Raw genomic sequence first — 21542 nt, 5'->3', positions numbered from 1 at the left:
ACCGGCGCCATCGGTTCGTGCAGTCCGTATTGCGGGTCTTCGGCAATGCTCAGGCCGCTGCGCAGCGCAGGCGCGGCAGCGGGCGAGGCGACGACATGCGCGCCGCTGGCTTGCTTGACGCGCGCATGGCCGCCGGTGTGGTCGAAATGTTCGTGGCTGTGCAGCACGCTGGCGATCTCGTCGGGGCGGAAACCGAGCTTGCCGATGTTGTCGAGCACCACTTCGGCGCCCGCTTCGGTCCCGCTGTCGATCAGCAGGTGTCCGGCCGGCCCCGCGACGAGGATCGCCGAGATGCCGCAAGTGCCGACATAATAGGTCGAGCCGTGGATGCGGTAGGGCGGGGCGGGCTTGTCCCAATCGTCCCACGGCTCGCAACCGGCAGCCCATTGCTGCGGCGTAACCTGCTCGGGCGCGGGCAGGTCGGGACGGGACTGGATCGGCGGTGCGCAGCCGGCGAGGCACGCGGCCGCAAGCGCGAGGCCGGCTCCGGTTCTAGCGAACATAGCTGGCGCCGTTCGCATCGAGCGTGGCGCCGGTCATGCTGGCAGGTGCATCGAGCGCGCAGAACGCGATCAGCGTCGCGATTTCTTCGGGTTCGGCGACGCGGCCCAGCGGGATATCCGCCAGCAGGCCGGGCCCGCCGCGGCTTTCGAGGTAATCGCCCGCCATCGCGGTGTCGGTGAAGCCGGGAGTGATCGCGAAGCTGAGAATGCCTTCGCCGGCATAGGCGCGGGCGATGGTCTTGTGCATCGCCAGCATCCCGCCCTTGGCCGCGGCATAATGCCAGTGCGCGGGCGAATCGCCGCGGTGGCCCGCCCGGCTGGCGACATGGACGATGCGGCCCGCAACGCCGCGTTCCTGCCAGTGGCGCACGGCAAAGCGGCTGAGCTGCGCGGCGGCGGTGAGATTGATCCGGAGCGTGTCTTCCCAGGCATCGAGCCAGGCGATGTCCGACCGGTCGAGCGGGCTGGGATCGAACAGGCCGGCGTTGTTGACGAGCACGTCGATGCTGCCGCCGGCGCGCGCCAGCGCGGTTTGCCACAATTCCTGCGGCGCGCCCGGTTCGCAGAAATCGGCGGCGACCATATCGGTCGAATCGGCCTTGGTGGCCTGGCCGACCACGCGCGCACCGCGCGCTTCCAGCGCCCGTTTGGCGGCGGCGCCGATCCCGCGGCTTGCGCCGGTAAGTAGAATGCATGTCATGCAAACCCTATTCGAAAAAATTGCGCATCTTGTCGAGGCCCCCCGCCTTGTCACGCACGATCACATCGCTAAGGGAGGCGTTCCAAATTGTTTCTATCGGAAGATCACCATGGCCAACCGCCCGATGGCGCCGCACTTGCAAGTCTGGAAATGGGGTCCGCACATGGCGGTCTCGATCCTGCACCGTATCACCGGCGACGGGATGGCACTGGTCGGTCTGGGCGTGCTGCTGTGGTGGCTGGGCGCGATGGCCGCGGGGCCGGGCGCGTATGAAACCTTCGCCACCATCATGGGATCGCCGCTGGGCATGGTTGTGCTGGTCGGCCTGTCGTGGGCCTTCTTCACCCACATGATGAGCGGCCTGCGCCACTTCGTGCTCGACATCGGTGCCGGTTACGAGCTTGAAACCAACAAGACCTGGTCGATCCTCGCGCCGCTGATCGGCATTCTTCTCACTGGGGGCTTCTGGGCCCTCATCCTGCTTCGCTAAGGGCTACACCATGGGTAACGGAACCTCGATCGGACGCGTGCGCGGGCTCGGCTCGGCGCATGAAGGCGCGCATCACTGGCTGGTGCAGCGCTTCACCGCCATCGGCAATCTGGCGCTGATGCTGTTCCTTGCGTTCAGCCTCGCGCTGTTGCCCGACTATTCCTACGGCACGGTTGCCGGCTGGGCGGCGCAGACGCTGCCGGCCACTGCGCTGGCACTGCTGATCATTTCCGTCTTCTGGCACGCACGCCTCGGCCTGCAGGTGCTGATCGAAGACTATGTCCACGACGCCGGGACCAAGTTCGGCGTCATCGCCCTTCTCAACCTTGCAACCATCGGCGGCGGCGCCTTCGGTCTCGTATCGATTGCCCGCCTCGCCCTTGGAGGAGCCGCCTGATGGCCCGTACCGAAACCTTCAGCATCAATGGCCGCGAATACCCGATCACCGACCACACCTACGACGTGGTCGTCGTCGGCGCCGGCGGCTCGGGCCTGCGCGCCACGATGGGCGCCGCCGAAAGCGGCCCCAAGCCCCCCAACATCACCAAGGTCTTCCCGCCCCGTTCGCATACCGTTGCAGCGCAGGGCGGGATCGCCGCCAGCCTCGGCAACAACACGCCCGACCACTGGTCGTGGCACATGTACGACACCGTCAAGGGGTCGGACTGGCTGGGCGACCAGGACGCGATCGAATATCTGGTGCGCGAAGCGCCGCAGGCGGTTTACGAGCTGGAGCACGCCGGCGTGCCCTTCAGCCGCAATGACGACGGCACGATCTACCAGCGCCCGTTCGGCGGGCACATGCAGAACATGGGCGAAGGCCCGCCGGTGCAGCGCACCTGCGCCGCCGCCGACCGGACCGGTCACGCCATGCTGCACGCGCTCTACCAGCAGAGCCTGAAATACGCCGCGGACTTCTTCATCGAATATTTCGCGCTCGACCTCATCATGAAGGACGGCGCGAATGGCGAGAAGGAATGCGTCGGCGTGATCGCCATGTGCCTCGACGACGGCACGATCCACCGCTTCCGTTCGAAGGCGGTGGTGCTGGCAACCGGCGGCTATGGCCGCTGCTACTTCACCGCCACCAGCGCGCATACCTGCACCGGCGACGGCGGCGGCATGGTGCTGCGCGCAGGCCTGCCGATGCAGGACATGGAATTCGTCCAGTTCCACCCCACCGGCATTTACGGCGCGGGCGTGCTCATCACCGAAGGCGCACGCGGCGAGGGCGGCTACCTTACCAATTCGGAAGGTGAGCGGTTCATGGAACGCTATGCGCCGAGCGCGAAAGATCTGGCCAGCCGTGACGTTGTCTCGCGCTGCATGGCGACCGAAATTCGTGAAGGCCGCGGTGTCGGACCGGAGAAGGACCATATCTATCTCCACCTCGACCATATCGCGCCCGAAGTGCTGGCCGAACGGTTGCCGGGTATCACCGAAACCGGCAAGATTTTTGCTGGTGTCGACCTGACGCGCGAAGCCCTGCCGGTGGTGCCGACGGTTCATTATAATATGGGCGGCATACCCTGTAACTATCATGGTGAAGTGATCAACCCGACCAAGGATGATCCGGACGCGATCGTCGAAGGGCTTTATGCCGTGGGCGAAGCAGCCTGTGTGTCTGTGCACGGTGCAAACCGTCTTGGTTCCAACTCGCTGATCGATCTGGTGGTCTTTGGTCGCGCAACGGGTCTTCGGCTTAAGGAAAAGCTGACGCCCAACGCGTCGCACAAGCCCCTACCTACGGATTCCGCTGATTTGGCACTGCAACGGCTTGACCATTTCCGCAACGCCAAGGGTTCGACCCCGACGGCTGACTTGCGTCTAGAAATGCAGAAAACCATGCAGGCCCATGCCGCCGTGTTCCGCGACAATAAACTGCTCGACGAAGGCGTTGCCGCGATGGACAAGGTCAACGCGAAGCTTGCCGATGTCGGCGTCACCGACCGCTCGCTGGTCTGGAACACCGACCTGATCGAAACGCTAGAGCTCGACAATCTGATGAGTCAGGCGATGGTCACGATCAAGGCGGCTGCCAACCGCAAGGAAAGCCGCGGCGCACACATGCACGAAGATTATGAAGACCGGAATGACAAGGAATGGATGAAGCACACGGTCATCACCTTCGAAGGCTGGGGCGGCAAGGGCGGCAAAAGCGAAATCAGCTATCGCCCCGTGCATGATTATACGCTGACCGACGAAGCGACCTATGTGAAGCCGAAGAAACGGGTTTATTGATTCCGGGATTGGTTCGAAACACGACTGTGATCAATTGTCGCCCCAGCGCAGGCTGGGGCCTAAACCGGACTTGAATGAGGAAAGAGTATTTCCTCATCGCACCATTGGTATGGATGCCAGCCTCCGCTGGCATGACGGGTGATCTGGGGATACTCTCCTGCAGTCGCCCCAGCGCAGGCTGGGGCCTAAACCGGACTTGAATGAGGAAAGAGTATTTCCTCATCGCACCATTGGTTTGGATGCCAGCCTACGCTGGCATGACGATCAGGCATTCAAATCATCCCACAAATCGCGCCACTGTGGATTGGTCTTGATAATCAGATCGGTTTTCCACCGGCGCTTCCAGGCTTTCATTGCTTTCTCGCGTGCTATGGCCTCGTGCGGAGTTGCGTAGTCTTCGATGTACACCAGGCGATCTAGGCCATTCTTACGACAATAATCTGAGCCGGCTCCGCCCTTGTGCTGGGATATTCGCGCCGGAAGATTTGTCGTAACTCCGATGTAGAGCGTGCCGAAGGGTTTGCTGGTCATAATATAGACATAGGCTTGTTTCATCAGTTTTTGGGTATGACGAGATCGGTATGGATGCCAGCCTGCGCTGGCATGACAGGCTGAAACTGTTAAATATTCCGCTTGGGGCCTTTCAATCGCTTCCACCCGTCTACCAATCCCGATAGAAGCATCCCCATGCTTGCGCCTATGCTCCCCTCTTTTCTGCTCGTTGTCCTGCTGCTCGAGCTGACGCCCGGCCCGAACATGGGTTGGCTGGCGTTGCTCAGTGCGAGTGAAGGAAAGCGCGCGGGATTTGCCGCGACGGCGGGTATCGGGCTGGGGCTGGCGATTATCGCGGCGGCTTCTGCTCTGGGTTTGGCGCAACTGGCGCAACAGTCGGCGCTGGTTTTTGATCTCCTCCGCTATGCCGGATCGGGCTTTCTGCTTTGGCTGGCATGGGAGGCTTGGGTAGGGGAAAGGGAAGTATCTCCGTCCGCTATCCATAAATCTGACTCTCCTGTCAGATATTTCCGTCGTGGCCTGATCATCAATCTGCTGAACCCCAAGGCAGCGGCCTTTTTCATCGTCGTTTTGCCCGGCTATATCGATGCCGGCCAGTCAGTTGCCGTGCAGACGCTGCAATTGTCCGCCACCTATGTGGCGATCGCGACGATGGTCCACCTGCTTATCGTCCTGTTTGCAGGTTGGGCCCATGGCTGGCTGACCAGCAGCCCTTATGCGCGCTACGTGCGGAGAGGGTTCGCCGTGATGCTGGCGCTCATTGCCATCTGGTTTTTTATGGAAACCATCCGCTGAATTCGGAAGAACCTGACCATATGCTGTGCAGCGGATAGGGTTCAGGGACGGGCCGGTGCCTTGCATCCTTTTTGCAGACCGACGCCTTTTAGGAAACCGCGCCGGACAGTGCCTGCATAGATCGCTTTATTGTAACGCCTGCGCTCCGCATTGGCGCCCGTGACTTCTCCGATAATACCGCCGAACGGGATGATCGATCCAATGGCGCTACCCGCCACCCGGCCAGCAGTTCGTTCGCGTTGTTTGGCTTTGCTCTTATTGACCTTCTCATTGACGTCGGGGCCGAGCACTGCATTGAGTTCGCGGACTTCCCGCTGGATCGCAGAGCAGGTTCGAAGGCCGCGGAGTGAATAGGGATTCTTTTGAATATCTTTCAGCTTCTGGGGCACTTCCTTGCCATCAAATGGTTCGGTAACTTTGTTACCCGCCGTTTCCAGCGCCGAATCTTGTTTCGCGCCTTCTTGGGCTAGTGCTGCTGCTTCCAAGAGGCCAATGGCCAATATCATGCCGATTGCGTGCGTCGATTTTCTCATTTCAATCCTCCGAACGTGCCGGTTATCGAAATCGCAGATTGTCACGGTTCAATTGATCGACCGCCGTAACGCCCATTAACTTCATGTCGCGTTCAATCTCAGCTTGCAGCAAAGAGAGGATTCTCTCAACCCCTCCTTGTCCTGCGGCCGCGAGGGCATAGAGATAAAGCCGTCCGCCCGAGCAGGCTTTTGCCCCGACGCTAAGAGCTTTCAGCACATGGCTACCCCGGGTGATGCCGCCATCACAAATCACGTCGAGCTTGTCGCCAACCGCATCGCAAATCTCTGCCAACTGGTCGAAGGGCGCGCGGCTGCCATCCAGTTGCCGTCCGCCATGATTCGAGACCATGATGGCGGTCGCGCCGATATCAACCGCGCGCTTTGCATCATCAACTGACATGATGCCCTTCAGGCAGAATTCTCCATTCCAATCCTTCGCAATTTCCTCGGCCATCGCCCAGTCGAGCGATTGGTCGAGCATATTGGTGAAATAGTCGGCGACGCTATTGGGAACGCTGGTGCCTTCCGAGACATGGTCTTTCAGGTTCGACAGCTCAAACTTGTCGCGGAACATATAGTTTAGGCCCCAGGCCGGTTTTGCTGCATAGCTCCAGAAACTGGTCGGAGTGATTTTCGGCGGACTGGTAAAGCCCGAGCGCAGGCACCTCTCGCGATTGCCACCCACAATTGTGTCGACTGTCAGTGTCAGCGCATCAAATTTGGCCGCTTTGCATCGTTCCACCATTGATCGGTTGAGGCCCTTGTCCTTGTGCACATAAAGCTGGAACATTTTTGGGGTGCTGATGCTGGAGCCGATTTCTTCAATGCTCACCGTGGCGAGCGAAGAGATGCCAAAATAGGTTCCGAATTTTTGGGCCGCCTGGGCAACGGCGCGCTCGCCCTGCCAGTGGAACAGGCGCTGTAGGGCTGTCGGCGAAAGAAATAGGGGCATAGCCAGCTTCTGTCCCATGACCGTTGTGCTCATGTCGATATTTTCGACACCCGCGAGGACATTGGGCACCAAATCGCACCGTTCATAGGCATTGGTGTTTCGACGGCGTGTTACTTCATCGTCCGCTGCGCCATCAATATAGTCAAATATCGGAAAGGGCAGACGTTTTTTGGCGAGCGCGCGGAAGTCGTTCACATTGTGGCAATCCGAAATATTCATAACGACCTTTCGATTCGACGCACGTGCGCCTCATTCCATCGCAGATGATGTAATGATCAGGTGGATAGTTTAGACGAAGACGCGCGTCTCGCAAGCAACCTTTGTTGCGAATGAAAGAGGGAAATAACATGACAAAAATTCAAGACGGGGGTGCTAAGCCGAGCCCTGATCTATCGAAACCGGAACAATCTCCCGGACGAAAATTCCTGGTGGTTTTGCTGTTGGGCTTCTTGTTGACGATACCATTATTCGCAACCTGGCTGCTGGTTTATGATCGTCAAAGCCAAAGCGAAACCGCGCAACAATCGATCGTTTCGGGTTGGGGTGGCGAACAAGTGTTTTCCGGCCCCAAGCTGGTGTTGCCCTATATTGCCAGCGTGGAAGAGATGGTGGAACAGGATGGCAAGAAGATCACCAGAACCAATCGGGTCCGGCGTGAATTCTATCTGGCACCGCAGACGGTGAAACTGGAGAGTGCGCTTAAAACCGAGATAAAGGAACGCGCCATATATGAGGTTGTTGTCTATGACAGTAACCTCAAAGGGGATGCCGAGTTCAAATTGCCGGATGATTTTGAACTAAACGGCATTGCGATGGAGGATATTGACTTTGCAAGCGCGGAGCTGCGGTTTGGATTGTCCGACGCGCGCGGGTTGGCGGGTGACAATGTCGTCACGATTGACGGTCAGCCGCTGACGCTGAAGCCCGGGAAAGGGCTGGGCGAGACCGGCAATAGTGGTTTCTTTGCCTGGGTCGATGCGACCAAGCTCATCGAGGGAGAAATGACGACGGAATTTTCTATTCGTTTCAAGGGTAATGAGAGCGTGACTATCGCACCGCATGCCGGACAGACTGAATGGACCGTCAAATCGGAATGGCCGCACCCCAGCTTCACCGGAAGTTTTCTTCCAGAGGTCGAGCAAACGAAAGTCAGCGCCGACGGTTTTGAGGCAAAATATATCATCAACAATCTGGCGCTTGGTACGGCGCTGGTTTCTACCGAAGGCGGACAACAGATTTATCCCGAAGCAGGCCGTTACGACCGCAACAACAACGGGGTAGCAGCCAGTGCGACCGTGAGTCTGATTCAACCGGTAGACCTGTACGGGCAGGTTGATCGGGCCGCCAAATATGGCTTCCTGATCATCGGATTTACCTTTGTTGCGTTTCTGCTGTTTGATCTGCTCGCCGGAATCCGCATTTCATCGGCGCAATATATATTGATCGGCGCGGCATTGGTGTTGTTCTTTGTTCTGCTGCTCGCCTTCGCCGAAATCATCGGATTTGCGCTGGCATTCATTGCAGCATCGGCGGCGACCATTGGTTTGATCACGGCCTATTCGGCTTCCGTGCTGTCAAGTTGGCGAAGAGCATCCGTCGTGGGTGCTTTGCTCGCCGGTCTCTATGGTGCGATCTATATCTTGCTGAGCCTTGAGGCCTATTCGCTGCTGATCGGATCGCTGCTGATCTTCGTGGCCTTGGCCGGGGTGATGTTTGTCACCCGGCGGTTGGATTGGTCCAGCAGCTTGAGCCGCAGCAAAGCATGATCGATAGACGGGCTCCGGTATCAAGCCGGAGCCCGTTTGTTACTAAACAGCGCCGTTAGCAAAAGTATCACATGTGGATGGATCGCCGGTCTGCATGCCTCTGCGGAGCCATGCCATCCGCTGCTCGGATGATCCGTGAGTGAACATGCTTTCGACTGGCCGCTGGCCCGCTCCCCGCATCAGCGTATCGTCACCGATCGCATGGGCTGCATTCAACCCTTCTTCTACATCGCCAGGTTCCATCCTGTTGGCATTTTGTGCCGCCCAGACTCCGGCATAGCAATCGGCCTGCAATTCCATCCGGACCTGCAACGCATTGCCCTCGGCCTTGCTCGCGCGGCTTTGCGCATTGCGCACTTGATCCGCGACGCCGGTTAGGTTCTGGATGTGATGACCGACTTCATGCGCGATAACATAGGCTTGTGCGAAATCGCCTTTCGCGCCCATTCGCGTCGACATTTCCCGGAAGAAACTGGTGTCCAGATAGACGCCTTGATCTGCCGGGCAATAAAATGGTCCCATCGCTGCCTGCGCTGCACCACAGCCTGATTGACCGGATTGGTCATAAAAGGTGAGGGTGGTTGGGCGATAGCGTTGGCCTTGTTGTTGAAAAAGTTTCGCCCATGTCTGCTCGGTTGAGGCAAGCACTTGGCAGGCGAATCTCTCTTCCTGCGTATCACAGGCGACATTGGCACCAGAGTTTGCGGATTGTGAGCTCGATGATCCAACGCCGTCTGCCAGTTGCAGGCCGCCGCCACTGAAATACATGAACGCCAATGCAGCGCCGCCGATCAATAAAATTGTGCCGCAACCCATTTTGCGCCCGAGGAGCATTGGTAGAAAACTGAGCAGAAGGCCGAGGCCTCCACCACCGCCACTGCCAAACCCCCCGCCGCTGCGGCGTCCCTGATCACGAACATTCTTGCTGGGGTCCAGATCGTCTAAGCGCATAACTAATTTCCTCCTGATATGCTAAATCGCCTGATTCAGTGAAAAGCGCAAGCAATGCTGATTTCTTTTACAAAAGGATTGCAGTCCGGTTCGACTCTTTTAAGGTCGCCGAAAAGGAGAGTTTACATGTTTCTAAAGGGCAAGGTGGCGCTGATCACAGGTAGCACGTCGGGTATTGGCGGCGGCTATGCCAAAGCGCTGGCAGCGGAAGGTGCTGCGGTGATGATCAACGGCTTTGGCGATGCCGGCGAGATTGAAGCGCTGTTACAGGAGCTGGAATCGCTGAGCGGCGCGAAGGCGGCTTATAGCAATGCAGATATGACCAAGCCGGAAGAGATCCGGCAAATGTGCGCTGACTGCGAAGCGCAATTGGGCACGGTTGATATATTGATCAACAATGCCGGTATCCAGTTTGTCGCGCCGGTAGATGAATTCCCCGAAGACAAATGGGATGACATCATGGACATCATCATGAACAGTGCGTTCCACACAACCAAAGCGGTGCTGCCGGGCATGAAGAAAAAGGGTTGGGGCAGGATCATCAATACCGGGTCGATGCACAGCAAGGTCGCTAGCCCTTATAAGTCGGCCTATAATGCTGCGAAACATGCGATTGATGGCTTTGGCAAGACCGTGGCTCTGGAAGTGGCAACCCACGGGATAACAGTCAACACCATCTCCCCGGGCTATACATGGACACCATTGGTCGAAGGGCAAATTCCCAACACGATGGAAGTGCGCGGACTAACGCGGGAGCAGGTGATCAACGACGTTTTGTTGGCCCCGCAACCGACCAAGGAATTTGTCCAGATCGAGCAGATTGGCGCATTAGCGGTTTTCCTTTGTAAAGATGATGCCCGTTCGATCACGGGCTCGAATATGTCCATTGATGGGGGCTGGACGGCGCAGTGATTGTAGGTACACGGATTGCATATTTTTTAAACGAACAAGCGTCTTCGACCTCTGGGTCGGCGGCAAAAAGATAAATATTGGGGATGATGATGCGAAAATTGATGAAATTGGGTTTGCTGGCGGCGGCTTCGGTACTGGCGGCTTCTCCGGCACAGGCGGATGGACTAAAGGATGCCATTTCCGCTGACTTGCCATCCTTGATGGAAATCTATCGCGACCTTCACGCCAATCCCGAACTGAGCGGCGAGGAAGTCCGCACCGCAGCCAAGCTGGCCGCCGAAGCGCGCCGTCTTGGCTTCACTGTAACCGAAAAAGTGGGTGGCACCGGCGTTGTAGCGGTTATGGAAAATGGCGAGGGGCCGACTGTGATGCTCCGGGCCGATATGGATGGCTTGCCCTTAGAGGAGAAAACCGGACTTCCTTTTGCTTCGACCGTCAAAGCGAAAACGCGTCAGGGCAACGAGACATTTGTTATGCACGCTTGCGGCCATGACACGCATATGACCGGTTGGGTTGCAGCAGCCCGGCAGCTTTCGTCACGCAAAGATGAGTGGTCCGGAACCCTCGTCATGATTTTGCAGCCGGCAGAGGAAACCGGGGAAGGGGCCGTGGCGATGTTGGAGGACGGCTTATACACGCGCTTCCCGAAACCCGACTATGCGCTGGCTTTCCATGACGCCTCTGGCGCGCCTGCCGGATTTATCGGATATTCGCCTGGATATGCGCTGGCCAATGTCGATAGCGTCGACATTCACGTGAAGGGTGTCGGTGGTCACGGGGCTTACCCGCACACGACCAAAGATCCCGTTGTTCTGGCAAGCCGCATCGTAGGGTCTTTGCAAACATTGGTAAGCCGCGAAATTGATCCGCAGGATCCGGCTGTTGTGACGGTCGGTAGTTTTCAGGCCGGTACCAAACATAATATCATTTCGGATGAAGCGCTGCTGTTGATCACTGTGCGCAGCTATGGCGACGACACGCGCGCTAAGCTGCTCGACGGGATCAAGAGGATCGCCCGTGGTGAAGCGATCGCAGCCGGAATGCCAGAGGATCGGATGCCGGTCGTATCAATACGCGATTCAGAATTCACGCCAGCCACCTATAATAGTCCGGAATTCACGCAGGAAATGGCGACGCTATTTGAAGGCCGTTTCGGTAAACAGCGGGTGCGTCAGTCGAAGCCGGTCATGGGCGGAGAAGATTTTAGCCGTTATCGGCGTGCGGATGAGAGTATCAACAGCATGATCTTCTGGGTCGGTGGTGTGCCAATGGCGGAATTCCAGGCCTCCCAAACAGAAGGCACAAAACTGCCGTCCTTGCACAGCCCATTTTGGGCACCGGATGCCGAGAAAGTGATTTCCACCGGGGCTGAAGCCCTGACGGCTGCGACCTTGCATATCATGAAAAAATAGAGGGATCGGCGGCGCAGTCTGCTGTGCCGCCGACCTTTCGAAATGAAACATATTGTCGCAATAATCGCTATTGCGAATAAGTTGCAATATATTGATCGATTTTTCCGATTGTTTGTGATCAAAAAATTCGATGGAGTGCACCTCAACCCCGGCCTAACATCTTCCCAATCCGATTCTTGAAGTCGGTATAAATATCATTCATGCCTATAGGAGAAGATTATGGGACTTGCGGGAAGCAAAACCGAACAGAATTTGAAAGATGCCTTTGCTGGAGAAAGCCAAGCGAACCGGCGCTATCTTTATTTCGCCCAGAAAGCGGATATCGAAGGTTATAACGATGTAGCGGCCGTTTTCCGGTCGACTGCAGAAGGTGAAACCGGCCACGCGCACGGTCATCTTGAATATCTCGAAGAAGTTGGTGATCCGGCAACCGGTGAACCAATTGGCGCGACTTCTGACAATCTGAAATCGGCAATCGCGGGCGAAACCCACGAATATACCGACATGTATCCGGGCATGGCGAAGTCCGCTCGTGAAGAAGGCTTTGAAGAGATTGCGGACTGGTTTGAAACGCTTGCAAAAGCCGAGAAAAGCCACGCTGGCAAGTTTCAGAAAACACTGGAATCGATGGACGATTAATAGGTTCATCTAAAATTGTGCCGCCGTCGAATCTCTCCTCCCAAGGAGCGGCGGCACAATTTTTCACTTTCAGACCTCGCCAGTAAGGCGACAGGGGCCATATCATGACAGAAGGCAGTTTGGGCGCGCCCGTGCGTCATCCGATAGCATGGCAGGATGAATCCTACTATGATGAGGAGGCGCTGGATCAGGAGTTGCGCCGGGTCTTTGATATTTGTCATGGCTGCCGCCGGTGCTTCAACTTATGTGACAGTTTTCCGCAGCTTTTTGATTTGATTGACGAAAGTCCGAATGAGGAAGTCGATGACCTAAGTACCAGTGATATCAAGGGTGTCGTGGATGCCTGTACGCTCTGCGACATGTGTTTCATGGTCAAATGTCCCTATGTCCCGCCTCATGAATTTGATCTCGATTTTCCACATCTGATGCTCCGCCATCGGGCCGTTGAAAACCGCAAGGGCAAAACTGGATTTGTCGACAAACAGCTTGCCGAAATGGATCGCAATGCGGTTTTGGCCGGTACAGTGGCAGGTGCGGCCAATTGGGCAACCAAGGCAACGAACGGATTGACGCGGGGCGTTCTGGAGAGCGTGGCAGGCATCGACAAGCGTGCCCATCTACCCGAATTTGAAGATGTACCGCTGACTTATAAACATGTGGGCCATGGACCGGTTGCGAATACTGACGGCCCCGCTTTTGGCCGGAAGGCTGCAATTTATGCCACCTGCTATGGCAATTTTAATGACCAGACGGCGGGCAAGGCTGCGCTTGATGTGCTGTCGCATAATGGCGTGCAAACACGGGTTGAATATCCCGGTTGTTGCGGCATGCCGAAATTGGAAAATGGTGATTTGCCTGCCGTCGCGACATCGGCTGAGCAGGTTGCGGCCTTTTTCGAACCGATTATCGACGACGGTTATGATGTTGTCGCGCTGACACCCAGTTGCGCATTGATGATGAAATTCGAATGGCCACTAATCCTGCCGGATAATCCTGCCGTGGCGAAGCTGGCAGAGGCTACGCGCGATCTGAGTGAATATGTTGTCGAGATTGCGAAAGGCAACGGCATCATGCCGATCGAACCGATGGCCGCCCAAATCGGGATTCATTTCGCTTGCCACAGCCGCGCCCAAAACATGGGCCCCAAGGCAATGGAAATGCTGAAATTGATTCCCGAAGCCAAGCCGACGATTACAGAGCGTTGCTCTGGTCATGGCGGAAAGTGGGGGATTTTCAAAGAAAATTTCGATAAAGCCGTCAAGGTTGGCCGCCCGGCTGCGCGGGGTGTGGCAAAAGGTGATCCGGATTATATGGTCAGTGAATGCCCGCTTGCTGGTCCGCATCTCAAACAAGTCATGGAGAGCGGTGGGCAAAAAAATCTACCCGAACGGATCGGGCACCCGATAGAATTACTCGCCAAGGCTTATGGCTTCTGATGCATTGGTTCGCTGGCCGTCGTCTGCGAACCCTATAAGATTTTTAAGGATTGAATATGCCGCGCGATACGAACGAAATCACCAAAGACGATATTATCTCGCTCGAGGATTATGAACTGATCCGCAAAGACAAGCGGCAGGAATCGATCCTGCGCAAGAAGTTCCGGCGGCTTGCAATTGGGCCCTATGCGACGATCCAGCTGGAAAGCTGGGAAAGTATGTGGCTGCAAGTTCAAGAGATGTTGCGCATTGAAAAGGGCGGGGATGAACAGCTTGTCGACGAGCTGGACGCTTATAATCCAATGGTGCCCAACGGGTCGGAATTTACCGGCACATTGATGTTTGAAATTGACGAAGAAGAACGCCGCACGGCTTTCCTAAAGACTTTAGGTGGCGTCGATCAGCATATTCATCTTGTCATCGGCGATCAAAAAGTGACTGCGGAGCCCGAACAGGACATTGACCGCACCCGCCCTGACGGGAAGGTTAGCGCTGTGCAATTCATCCATTTCCCGCTCACTGCTGAGCAAGTCGAAAAATGGAAAAGCATGGAAGGGCAGGTGATGATCCAGATTGATCATCCAAACTATGGCCATGCCGCGATTATCAGCGATGAATGCCGCCGTGATATGGCCCGTGATCTAGACTAATCGTCGACTGGATTTGATGGGTTATTCGTTTTAAATATAATCGGGTTGTTTATCCCGCCGACGTCATCCGGCGCGGGGCTGTTCGATGATGCTGTTTTCTGTCTGCTTGCGGTTGGACGCTGCGATGGCGCTCTATTCGCGGTTTCCGCGTCTTCGCTATAGGAGCTTTCCTCTTCGTCCCAGGCTTCATCGTCGTCTTCGCTGTCATATGAATCCGTTATCGGCTGCCCGAATGTGAAGTCCTCATAATTTTCTTCTTCTTCTTCTTCTTCTTCTTCACCCCAACTGTCATCCGCAACGTCAGCGGCGACGACGGCTTTCTTTTGCGTCTCCGCTTTTATCGTTTCCGGCGTGGGGGTCTCTCCCGATGGTGATAGAAAATAGATCAGCATTCCGGTGGATGCGACAAAAAGGACGGATTCTTTGATCATGCTAGAGCACCAATTGCTTTAAGAGACAGGTAGGAAATAGCCTGTTGCGGTTAAGAAATATTTACCCAGAGAATGAGGCGCAGGCGGATTGGCGTGCAATCGCAGGGCGAAGAGTCCGCACGATGATCACATCGGTTTTGTAAAAAACTGCAATTCATCTTGAATTTTTGTAAATAAATTTACATAGGCGTTTCATGACAAACCCAAAACTCTTTGCTGGTGCCGCGATCAAGCGGCTTCGTCGCAGCGCCGCGATGACGCAAGTCGCTTTGGCTCAGGCGCTGGACATTTCACCCAGCTATCTAAACCTCATCGAGCGCAACCAACGGCCGCTGAGTGCCCGTTTGATGCTCTTGTTGGCGGACCGATTTGACTTTGATCCCCGGCAGCTAATTGCGGCAGAACCCGGTGGCGGTATTGATGCAATCCGTCAACGACTGGCCGATCCGCTGTTCGAGGACCTGTCGATCGATCGTACCGAGCTGGAAGAATGGCTGATCGCATCTCCGAATAGCGCGGAGGCTTTTGTAAGGCTTTTTGACAATCGCAAAACGACTGGCGAAGCCGGAGAAAGCGTGGCGCCCGATCCAATCCAGGCGGTGCGGCGCGAAATAGAACGCTGGCGCAACCATTTCGCTGATCTGGACTCTATGGCCGAAGAACTCGCCGATGAATTGCGTCTCGGCGCTGGCGATCTCTATGGTGCAATAACCGAGAGGTTGCGGGTCAAACATCAGTTGATGATCCGGATTTTGCCGGAAACTGTGCTTTCTGACAAGCTGCGGCGCCTTGACCTGCATGCTAGGCAACTCCAGCTTTCGGAAATGCTTGATCCGGCTTCTCGTACGTTTCAGGCGGCTTTGCTGCTCGGTCAAATTGAAGCAAAGCGGGAAATTGATGCGCTGGCAGCCGGTGGCAATTTTACCGATGGTGCTGCAGAAAAATTATTCCGTCGCCATCTTTCGAGCTATTTCGCCGCCGCTTTGATGATGCCTTATGAGCGGTTTCTCAAAGCCTGCGAGCAGACTGGCTATCGCATTCAACTGCTTCAACGCCGTTTCGGAGCGGGTTTTGAACAAGTTGCGCACCGTTTGACCACATTGCAGCGGGTTGGATCCCGGGGCTTGCCATTTTTCATGGTTCGTATCGATCGTTCCGGCTTGATCTCAAAACGCTATGCCGGGGCGAGTAATGCGCCGCTGGTGGAAAGTGCGCACCGATGCCCGCTTTGGGATATTCATCGTGTTTTTGAACAACCATCAGAGGTTCGGTCACAATTGGTCGCTCTGGAAGATGGTTCTACGTGGTTCACCCTGTCCCGTGCGGTTCAGGGGATCGGCTCAGGAGCCGGTGGCCATACGCCGGCATTTGCTATCGGATTGGGCGTTTCTGCCGATGTCGCGTCCGCACTCCATTATGCGCGTGGCAAGGATTTGAGCATCGAACAGGCCGTTCCCATTGGGCTAGGTTGCCCCGCTTGCACTCGGCCGCAATGTTCGCAGCGATCAGCGCCGCCGCGGAGCCGGGTGCTCCAATTTGACGAACGGGAACGCGGATTGACGCCGTTTGATTTCGTCAACGACTAGACGAAAAGGCAAATTCAGCTTACCGCGCACTGCGAAACTGTCGGCATATTGAACAATATTGACGGAATTCCGTGATTTTGCGGAATTTCCTCTGTAAAGTTTACCGACAGATAACCAATTTTGCCTAAGAGCAAAAGTGGGTTGAGGAAAGAGCAGGCGCAACATGATCCGATTGTTCAAGCATTACATCCCATATCCGGTACTTTTTCTGGGTTTGATTGATTTTCTCCTCCTGCTCGCTGCTGCAGAGATTGGTTGGATATTGCGCGCCCTCCAGATCAACATGCAAATCGGTTCGCTCTTTGATCGACCGGCTCCAATTTTTAGCTTCGCTTTTGCCTTGCAACTGGCTCTGATCGCTGTTGGCGGATATGGTTCCGAAGCACTGCAATCCCTGCGTTTTGCGGTTGCGCGGACATTGGTGGCCATTTCCCTCGGCGTCATCTTCCTGTCCTTGCTTGCATTTGCCATGCCCGGCGTGACGCTGTGGCGTTCCAACTCTCTCTACGCCATGGTCTTGGCGATTGTGTTTCTGATGATCATCCGAATTTTGCTGGGGACGGTTATCGACATTGATGTCTTTAAGCGCCGATTGCTTATTCTCGGGGCTGGGCCGCGCGCACGGCGCATTGCTGCGCTTGAAAAGCGATCTGATAGTGGTTTCATTATCGCTGGTTATGTTCAAATGGTTGACGGACCTGGCAGGATTGATGGCGCCGTCCGACGTCAGGATATCGATAACTTGCTGCAACATGTGACAGATCTTGAGGTGAGCGAAGTTGTTCTCGCGCTTGAGGAGCGCCGCAATTCGCTTCCGGTTGCGGATTTGCTTACGATCAAGACAACCGGTGTTCACGTCAACGATATGTCGACTTTTCTCGAACGGGAAACAGGGCGTGTCGATTTGGGCAGTGTGAACCCTAGCTGGTTTATATTCTCCGATGGTTTTTCATCGGGCCGCCGTCTGTCCAAATTGTTCAAGCGGGGCTTTGATATCTTCTTGAGCTTTCTGCTCCTCGTGCTGACCGGGCCAGTGATTTTATTCTTCGCACTGCTGATCAAGTTGGAAAGCGAAGGCGGGGCCTTTTTCCGTCAGGAACGCGTAGGGCTTTATGGCCAAAAATTTAACATCCTGAAGCTCCGTTCGATGCGCGCCGACGCTGAATCTGCGGGCGAGGCAGTCTGGGCAGCTGAGAATGACCCAAGGATCACCCGTGTCGGTCGTTTCATTCGCAAGGTCCGCATTGACGAATTGCCTCAGGCTTGGAGCGTTTTGAAAGGCGAAATGAGCTTTGTTGGACCGCGCCCTGAACGGCCACAATTTGTAGCCGATTTGCAGACCAAAATGCCCTATTATGCCGAACGCCATATTGTGAAGCCGGGCATCACGGGCTGGGCGCAGATCAACTATCCCTATGGGGCGTCGATAGAAGATTCCCGACACAAGCTGGAATATGATCTCTATTACGCCAAAAACTATACGCCCTTTCTGGACTTGCTGATCATTTTGCAAACCATTCGTGTGGTCTTGTGGCCGGAGGGCGTACGTTAAGATGGAGGCGTTACTCGGTCATATCAGTCTCTTCGGACATGGCATTGCTGCGGTTTTTTTTGGCGCGCTGTCGATCTGGCAGTTTCAGCGCAAGGTGGAACGTACTGACAAGCATATATGGTTGATCATTGCGACAACGCTGACGAGCATGTGGGCATTGTCGATATCGGTCGAAGGATATTTGTCTCCCATTACTCGCTTCACGGAAAGCTTGCGCAACTTCGGTTGGCTGGCCTTCATGTTCATTTTGTTGCGCGCCGGGGAAGGGCGTAACGAGCCGAAGACAGTTAACGTGATCTATGTTGCGTTGGCCTTTGTTTTGATCGGTCAAATTGTCGTCGATTCTCTGGTGCCCATTTTGTCTGGAAACCCGCGTCTTGAAGACGTCACCCTCTATACTTCAACGGTTATGCGGATGATTTTTTCCGTCGGCGCGCTTGTGCTGGTGCATAATCTATACTCCATCTCGGCTCCCGAAACGCGATGGGGAATCCGTCTGCCGATGGCGTCATTGGCGGCGATTTGGACGTTTGATCTCAATCTTTTCACGATCACCTATCTAACCCAGCAAATTCCCTATGAATTGCACGCTATGCGGGGGGCATTGATTGCAATAATTGCCCCCATTTTGCTGCTGGCATCTATCCGCAACAGGGAATGGAAACTGGAACTGTCGCGTCGGGTCGCGTTTCGTTCGCTGTCGCTTGTCGCGATCGGCAGCTATCTATTGATGATGGTTGTGATTGCAACCGGGCTGCAGTTCATTGGCGGTGACTATGCGCGTCTGGCCCAGATCAGTTTCCTGTTCGTCACCTCGATCGGCGCCTTGCTCTTGCTACCGTCGGGACGGTTTCGGGCTTGGCTAAAGGTCAAGCTGGCGAAGAATTTTTTTCAACATCGCTATGATTACCGGACGGAGTGGATTCGTTTTACCGATACAATCGGGCGTCCGGGATCGGATAGCGCGCCGTTTCACGAACGGGTGATAAAGGCGATTGCCGATATTACCGAGTCACCTGGCGGTATTTTGTTGATGCCGGACGATTCCGGCCAGCTGGTTTTGCAATCCCGGTGGAACTGGTCGTCTATTCATGTACCGGCAAGAGCTTGTACGAGCCGTACGATATCATTTTTCGAAGAGACCAATCATATCGTGGAATTTGATGCCCTGCGTGCCGGCAAGGACGATAAATGCGACCTTACCGCTATCCCGCGCTGGATGACGTGGGATGAGGAGACATGGGTCGGTGTTCCGCTAGTCCATTTCGATCGCCTCGCCGGGCTGGTGCTGTTGGCGCGACCGCGGATCAATCGGACACTCGATTGGGAAGACCTTGATATGCTGCGCGTTGTTGGCCGTCAGGTTGCGAGCTATCTTGCGGAATCGCGCAGCCAGGAATCGCTTTCCGAAGCGCAGAGGTTTGACGAGTTTAATCGCCGGATGGCGTTCATCATGCACGATATCAAGAATCTTGTGAGCCAGTTGAGCCTTCTCGCAGGGAATGCAAAACGCCATGCAGATAACCCCGAATTTCAAGCCGATATGATCGAAACATTACAGGATTCCGCGGGCAAGATGAACAGCCTGCTCGAACGATTGTCGCAGCATAACAAGGCAAATTCAGAAGAACCAAAGCCGGTTAAAGTGCGTGCATTGATCCAGGCCATCGTCGAGAAAAAACGACTGTTGCACAAAATTGAAAGCACTCAGGTCGAGGATGTATCGGTTCTGGCGGATCCCGTTCGCGTGGATCAGATTCTCGGCCATTTGATTCAAAATGCCATTGATGCCAGTGCCGAAGAGTCGCCGATCAGTATAAACGCCCATTGTCGTGACCTCAGCGTGGCAATTGAAGTGCGGGATCGGGGAACGGGCATGTCGAACGAATTCATCCGGAATCAACTTTTCAAACCCTTTGCTTCGAGCAAACAGGGCGGTTTTGGAATTGGCGTATATGAAGCCCGCGAACTAGCGCGGGCTATGAATGGGCGACTGGAAGTGGAAAGCAAGGAAGGCGTGGGCAGCCGTTTCACATTGACCCTGCCGCTCGTCGTGCAGTTGCCGGAAGAAAATTTAGCAGATGAAAGGGCCGCATGATGCCGGATAAAAATCAACCGCGAAAAGAAAAGCTGCTGATCGTCGAAGATGACCCCGGTCTGCAAAAGCAACTCAAATGGGCTTATGATGATTTTGACGTCATTATTGCCGGTGATCGTGAAAGCGCCATTGAAATGTTGCGTGCCGAAGAACCGGATGTGGTCACTCTTGATCTCGGTCTACCGCCTGATCCGGATGGCACGACCGAGGGCTTCGCGACGATGGATATGATTTTGCGCCTCAAGCCGGATACAAAGGTGATTGTTGCTTCCGGCCATGGGGAGAAGGCCAGTGCCTTGCAGGCTATTTCTAGCGGTGCGTGGGACTTTTATCAGAAGCCGGTGGATATTGACGAACTGGGTCTGATCGTACGACGTGCCTTTCATGTCCGCAAATTGGAACAAGAAAATGCCAGCCTAGCCGCGCGCAGTAACGGCGAGGGCAAAATATTGGGTCAGATCATTACCGGTGCTCCGGAAATGCTGAAAATCGCACAGATGGTCGAGCGGGTGGCCAATACCAACGCGACAGTGATGTTGTTGGGCGCCAGCGGGACCGGCAAAGAATTGCTCGCCAAAGGTCTGCATGAATCAAGTGATCGCAAGGATAAGTCATTTGTAGCGATAAACTGTGCGGCTATTCCTGAAAATCTTTTGGAGTCCGAATTGTTCGGACATGAAAAAGGGGCATTTACCGGGGCGATCAAGACAACGGAAGGGAAGATCGAACAGGCCGACGGCGGAACGCTTTTCCTTGATGAGGTCGGCGATATTCCGCTGCCATTACAGGTGAAACTGCTGCGTTTCCTGCAGGAACGTGTGATCGAGCGGATTGGTGGACGTAAAGCGATTGCGGTCGATACCCGGATCGTTTGTGCGACACATCAGAATCTCGAAGAGATGATCCAGGAAAATCTGTTCCGGGAAGATCTCTATTATCGCCTTGCCGAGATTGTGATTAAAATTCCATCATTGGCCGAGCGGTCCGGGGATGCCAGCCTTCTTGCGCGGCATTTCCAGAAGAAATTTTCTGCGGAAATAAACCCCACGGTGAAAGGTCTCGCTCCCGACGCCTTGGCGGCTCTGGAAGCATGGGATTGGCCGGGCAATGTTCGCGAATTGGAAAACCGGATCAAGCGAGCTGTCATCATGGCTGATGGCAAGATGATTGCTGCGAAGGATTTGGATATGGACGTTGATGAAAATGCAGCGACCGATTTGCTGAATTTGAAAGCCGCCCGTGAAGCGGCTGACCGTTCAGCAATCTTGCGCGCGATTTCGCAAACCAGTGGCAATATTTCCAATGCAGCCAAGTTGCTCGGGATTAGCCGGCCCACCCTATATGATTTGCTTAAGCAATATAAATTGCAGCAGGCCAGCTGA

At 55.4% G+C, this 21542-nt stretch carries 21 protein-coding genes; 14 read left to right on the top strand and 7 right to left on the bottom strand.

What is annotated here, in order from left to right; all coding sequences use genetic code 11:
• Positions 1–503, bottom strand: a 503-nt coding sequence (locus ABJG22_RS11185; RefSeq protein WP_348020302.1) for an MBL fold metallo-hydrolase, incomplete at its 3' end; no start/stop codon positions are given.
• Positions 493–1203, bottom strand: a complete 711-nt coding sequence (locus ABJG22_RS11180; protein WP_348020301.1) for an SDR family oxidoreductase — start codon at positions 1201–1203, stop codon at positions 493–495. The genes ABJG22_RS11180 and ABJG22_RS11185, both read right to left, overlap by 11 nt.
• A gap of 109 nt (positions 1204–1312) precedes the next feature.
• Here ABJG22_RS11180 and sdhC point away from each other — a divergent pair, with 109 nt between their 5' ends.
• Genes sdhC through sdhA form a run of 3 tightly spaced genes read left to right on the top strand, consistent with a single transcriptional unit; the run spans position 1313 to position 3934 of the window.
• On the top strand, positions 1313–1693 hold the full coding sequence (sdhC, locus tag ABJG22_RS11175; protein ID WP_348020300.1) for a succinate dehydrogenase, cytochrome b556 subunit: 381 nt from the start codon (positions 1313–1315) through the stop codon (positions 1691–1693).
• A gap of 10 nt (positions 1694–1703) precedes the next feature.
• On the top strand, positions 1704–2090 hold the full coding sequence (gene sdhD, locus ABJG22_RS11170) for a succinate dehydrogenase, hydrophobic membrane anchor protein (RefSeq protein ID WP_050601152.1): 387 nt from the start codon (positions 1704–1706) through the stop codon (positions 2088–2090).
• On the top strand, positions 2090–3934 hold the full coding sequence (gene sdhA, locus ABJG22_RS11165) for a succinate dehydrogenase flavoprotein subunit (RefSeq protein WP_348020299.1): 1845 nt from the start codon (positions 2090–2092) through the stop codon (positions 3932–3934). Before sdhD ends, sdhA begins: the two co-directional genes overlap by 1 nt.
• A gap of 264 nt (positions 3935–4198) precedes the next feature.
• Here sdhA and ABJG22_RS11160 read toward each other — a convergent pair whose 3' ends face one another.
• Entirely contained in the window at positions 4199–4591 is a 393-nt protein-coding gene (locus ABJG22_RS11160; protein ID WP_348020298.1) for a GIY-YIG nuclease family protein, read from the bottom strand.
• 30 nt (positions 4592–4621) lie between these two features.
• Between ABJG22_RS11160 and ABJG22_RS11155 the strand changes: the two genes are divergently transcribed.
• Positions 4622–5242 (top strand): LysE family translocator, encoded by a 621-nt coding sequence (locus tag ABJG22_RS11155; protein WP_348020297.1) that lies wholly within the window; start codon positions 4622–4624, stop codon positions 5240–5242.
• 41 nt (positions 5243–5283) lie between these two features.
• Here the strand turns inward: ABJG22_RS11155 and ABJG22_RS11150 are convergent, their stop codons facing one another.
• A complete protein-coding gene (locus ABJG22_RS11150) occupies positions 5284–5775 on the bottom strand; it encodes a hypothetical protein (protein WP_348020296.1) in 492 nt (163 codons plus the stop codon).
• A 22-nt stretch (positions 5776–5797) separates the two neighbouring features.
• The gene (locus ABJG22_RS11145) at positions 5798–6946 is read right to left on the bottom strand and encodes an alpha-hydroxy acid oxidase (protein ID WP_348020295.1); all 1149 of its coding nucleotides are present in this window, start codon (positions 6944–6946) and stop codon (positions 5798–5800) included.
• A 128-nt stretch (positions 6947–7074) separates the two neighbouring features.
• Between ABJG22_RS11145 and creD the strand changes: the two genes are divergently transcribed.
• Positions 7075–8493, top strand: a complete 1419-nt coding sequence (gene creD, locus ABJG22_RS11140; RefSeq protein ID WP_348020294.1) for a cell envelope integrity protein CreD — start codon at positions 7075–7077, stop codon at positions 8491–8493.
• Positions 8494–8535: 42 nt separating this feature from the next.
• Here the strand turns inward: creD and ABJG22_RS11135 are convergent, their stop codons facing one another.
• Positions 8536–9444 (bottom strand): neutral zinc metallopeptidase, encoded by a 909-nt coding sequence (locus ABJG22_RS11135; protein WP_348020293.1) that lies wholly within the window; start codon positions 9442–9444, stop codon positions 8536–8538.
• A 126-nt stretch (positions 9445–9570) separates the two neighbouring features.
• On the opposite strand from ABJG22_RS11135, the gene ABJG22_RS11130 reads away from it, so the two are divergent.
• The 5 genes from ABJG22_RS11130 (at position 9571) to ABJG22_RS11110 (ending at position 14493) form a co-directional block, all read left to right on the top strand.
• Positions 9571–10356 (top strand): 3-hydroxybutyrate dehydrogenase, encoded by a 786-nt coding sequence (locus tag ABJG22_RS11130; RefSeq protein WP_348020292.1) that lies wholly within the window; start codon positions 9571–9573, stop codon positions 10354–10356.
• An 89-nt stretch (positions 10357–10445) separates the two neighbouring features.
• Entirely contained in the window at positions 10446–11768 is a 1323-nt protein-coding gene (locus ABJG22_RS11125; protein ID WP_348020355.1) for an amidohydrolase, read from the top strand.
• 219 nt (positions 11769–11987) lie between these two features.
• Positions 11988–12407 carry a rubrerythrin family protein gene (locus tag ABJG22_RS11120; protein ID WP_348020291.1) on the top strand — a complete coding sequence of 140 codons (420 nt, stop codon included), beginning with the start codon at positions 11988–11990 and terminating at the stop codon, positions 12405–12407.
• Between the two features lie 104 nt (positions 12408–12511).
• Positions 12512–13843: a heterodisulfide reductase-related iron-sulfur binding cluster gene (locus tag ABJG22_RS11115; protein WP_348020290.1), complete on the top strand. Its 1332-nt coding sequence runs from the start codon at positions 12512–12514 to the stop codon at positions 13841–13843.
• A gap of 56 nt (positions 13844–13899) precedes the next feature.
• Positions 13900–14493, top strand: coding sequence for a DUF3501 family protein (locus tag ABJG22_RS11110; protein WP_348020289.1), 594 nt, complete (start codon positions 13900–13902; stop codon positions 14491–14493).
• Here ABJG22_RS11110 and ABJG22_RS11105 read toward each other — a convergent pair.
• Positions 14490–14924, bottom strand: coding sequence for a hypothetical protein (locus ABJG22_RS11105; protein WP_348020288.1), 435 nt, complete (start codon positions 14922–14924; stop codon positions 14490–14492). The two genes, ABJG22_RS11110 and ABJG22_RS11105, sit on opposite strands and share 4 nt — an antisense overlap.
• A 194-nt stretch (positions 14925–15118) precedes the next feature.
• On the opposite strand from ABJG22_RS11105, the gene ABJG22_RS11100 reads away from it, so the two are divergent.
• From ABJG22_RS11100 to prsR, 4 genes are all read left to right on the top strand, one after another.
• A complete protein-coding gene (locus tag ABJG22_RS11100; protein WP_348020287.1) occupies positions 15119–16510 on the top strand; it encodes a short-chain fatty acyl-CoA regulator family protein in 1392 nt (463 codons plus the stop codon).
• Positions 16511–16673: 163 nt separating this feature from the next.
• Positions 16674–18062 carry a TIGR03013 family XrtA/PEP-CTERM system glycosyltransferase gene (locus ABJG22_RS11095; RefSeq protein ID WP_348020286.1) on the top strand — a complete coding sequence of 463 codons (1389 nt, stop codon included), beginning with the start codon at positions 16674–16676 and terminating at the stop codon, positions 18060–18062.
• 1 nt (position 18063) lies between these two features.
• A complete protein-coding gene (gene prsK / locus ABJG22_RS11090; protein WP_348020285.1) occupies positions 18064–20160 on the top strand; it encodes an XrtA/PEP-CTERM system histidine kinase PrsK in 2097 nt (698 codons plus the stop codon).
• Positions 20157–21542: a PEP-CTERM-box response regulator transcription factor gene (prsR, locus tag ABJG22_RS11085; RefSeq protein ID WP_348020284.1), complete on the top strand. Its 1386-nt coding sequence runs from the start codon at positions 20157–20159 to the stop codon at positions 21540–21542. The genes prsK and prsR overlap by 4 nt, the downstream gene beginning before the upstream one ends.

This window comes from Parasphingorhabdus sp., from assembly GCF_039939955.1.
Taxonomy (GTDB): domain Bacteria; phylum Pseudomonadota; class Alphaproteobacteria; order Sphingomonadales; family Sphingomonadaceae; genus Parasphingorhabdus.
Note: the sequence above shows the minus strand (reverse complement) of the source record. Positions and strands in the feature narration are given on the sequence as shown.

Bases quoted from the DNA above. Each gene is read 5' to 3' on its own strand.
- ABJG22_RS11180 (WP_348020301.1), bottom strand. From the start codon at position 1,203: ATGACATGCATTCTACTTACCGGCGCAAGCCGCGGGATCGGCGCCGCC.
- sdhC (WP_348020300.1), top strand. From the start codon at position 1,313: ATGGCCAACCGCCCGATGGCGCCGCACTTGCAAGTCTGGAAATGGGGT.
- sdhD (WP_050601152.1), top strand. From the start codon at position 1,704: ATGGGTAACGGAACCTCGATCGGACGCGTGCGCGGGCTCGGCTCGGCG.
- sdhA (WP_348020299.1), top strand. From the start codon at position 2,090: ATGGCCCGTACCGAAACCTTCAGCATCAATGGCCGCGAATACCCGATC.
- ABJG22_RS11155 (WP_348020297.1), top strand. From the start codon at position 4,622: ATGCTTGCGCCTATGCTCCCCTCTTTTCTGCTCGTTGTCCTGCTGCTC.
- ABJG22_RS11150 (WP_348020296.1), bottom strand. From the start codon at position 5,775: ATGAGAAAATCGACGCACGCAATCGGCATGATATTGGCCATTGGCCTC.
- ABJG22_RS11145 (WP_348020295.1), bottom strand. From the start codon at position 6,946: ATGAATATTTCGGATTGCCACAATGTGAACGACTTCCGCGCGCTCGCC.
- creD (WP_348020294.1), top strand. From the start codon at position 7,075: ATGACAAAAATTCAAGACGGGGGTGCTAAGCCGAGCCCTGATCTATCG.
- ABJG22_RS11135 (WP_348020293.1), bottom strand. From the start codon at position 9,444: ATGCGCTTAGACGATCTGGACCCCAGCAAGAATGTTCGTGATCAGGGA.
- ABJG22_RS11130 (WP_348020292.1), top strand. From the start codon at position 9,571: ATGTTTCTAAAGGGCAAGGTGGCGCTGATCACAGGTAGCACGTCGGGT.
- ABJG22_RS11125 (WP_348020355.1), top strand. From the start codon at position 10,446: ATGCGAAAATTGATGAAATTGGGTTTGCTGGCGGCGGCTTCGGTACTG.
- ABJG22_RS11120 (WP_348020291.1), top strand. From the start codon at position 11,988: ATGGGACTTGCGGGAAGCAAAACCGAACAGAATTTGAAAGATGCCTTT.
- ABJG22_RS11115 (WP_348020290.1), top strand. From the start codon at position 12,512: ATGACAGAAGGCAGTTTGGGCGCGCCCGTGCGTCATCCGATAGCATGG.
- ABJG22_RS11110 (WP_348020289.1), top strand. From the start codon at position 13,900: ATGCCGCGCGATACGAACGAAATCACCAAAGACGATATTATCTCGCTC.
- ABJG22_RS11105 (WP_348020288.1), bottom strand. From the start codon at position 14,924: ATGATCAAAGAATCCGTCCTTTTTGTCGCATCCACCGGAATGCTGATC.
- ABJG22_RS11100 (WP_348020287.1), top strand. From the start codon at position 15,119: ATGACAAACCCAAAACTCTTTGCTGGTGCCGCGATCAAGCGGCTTCGT.
- ABJG22_RS11095 (WP_348020286.1), top strand. From the start codon at position 16,674: ATGATCCGATTGTTCAAGCATTACATCCCATATCCGGTACTTTTTCTG.
- prsK (WP_348020285.1), top strand. From the start codon at position 18,064: ATGGAGGCGTTACTCGGTCATATCAGTCTCTTCGGACATGGCATTGCT.
- prsR (WP_348020284.1), top strand. From the start codon at position 20,157: ATGATGCCGGATAAAAATCAACCGCGAAAAGAAAAGCTGCTGATCGTC.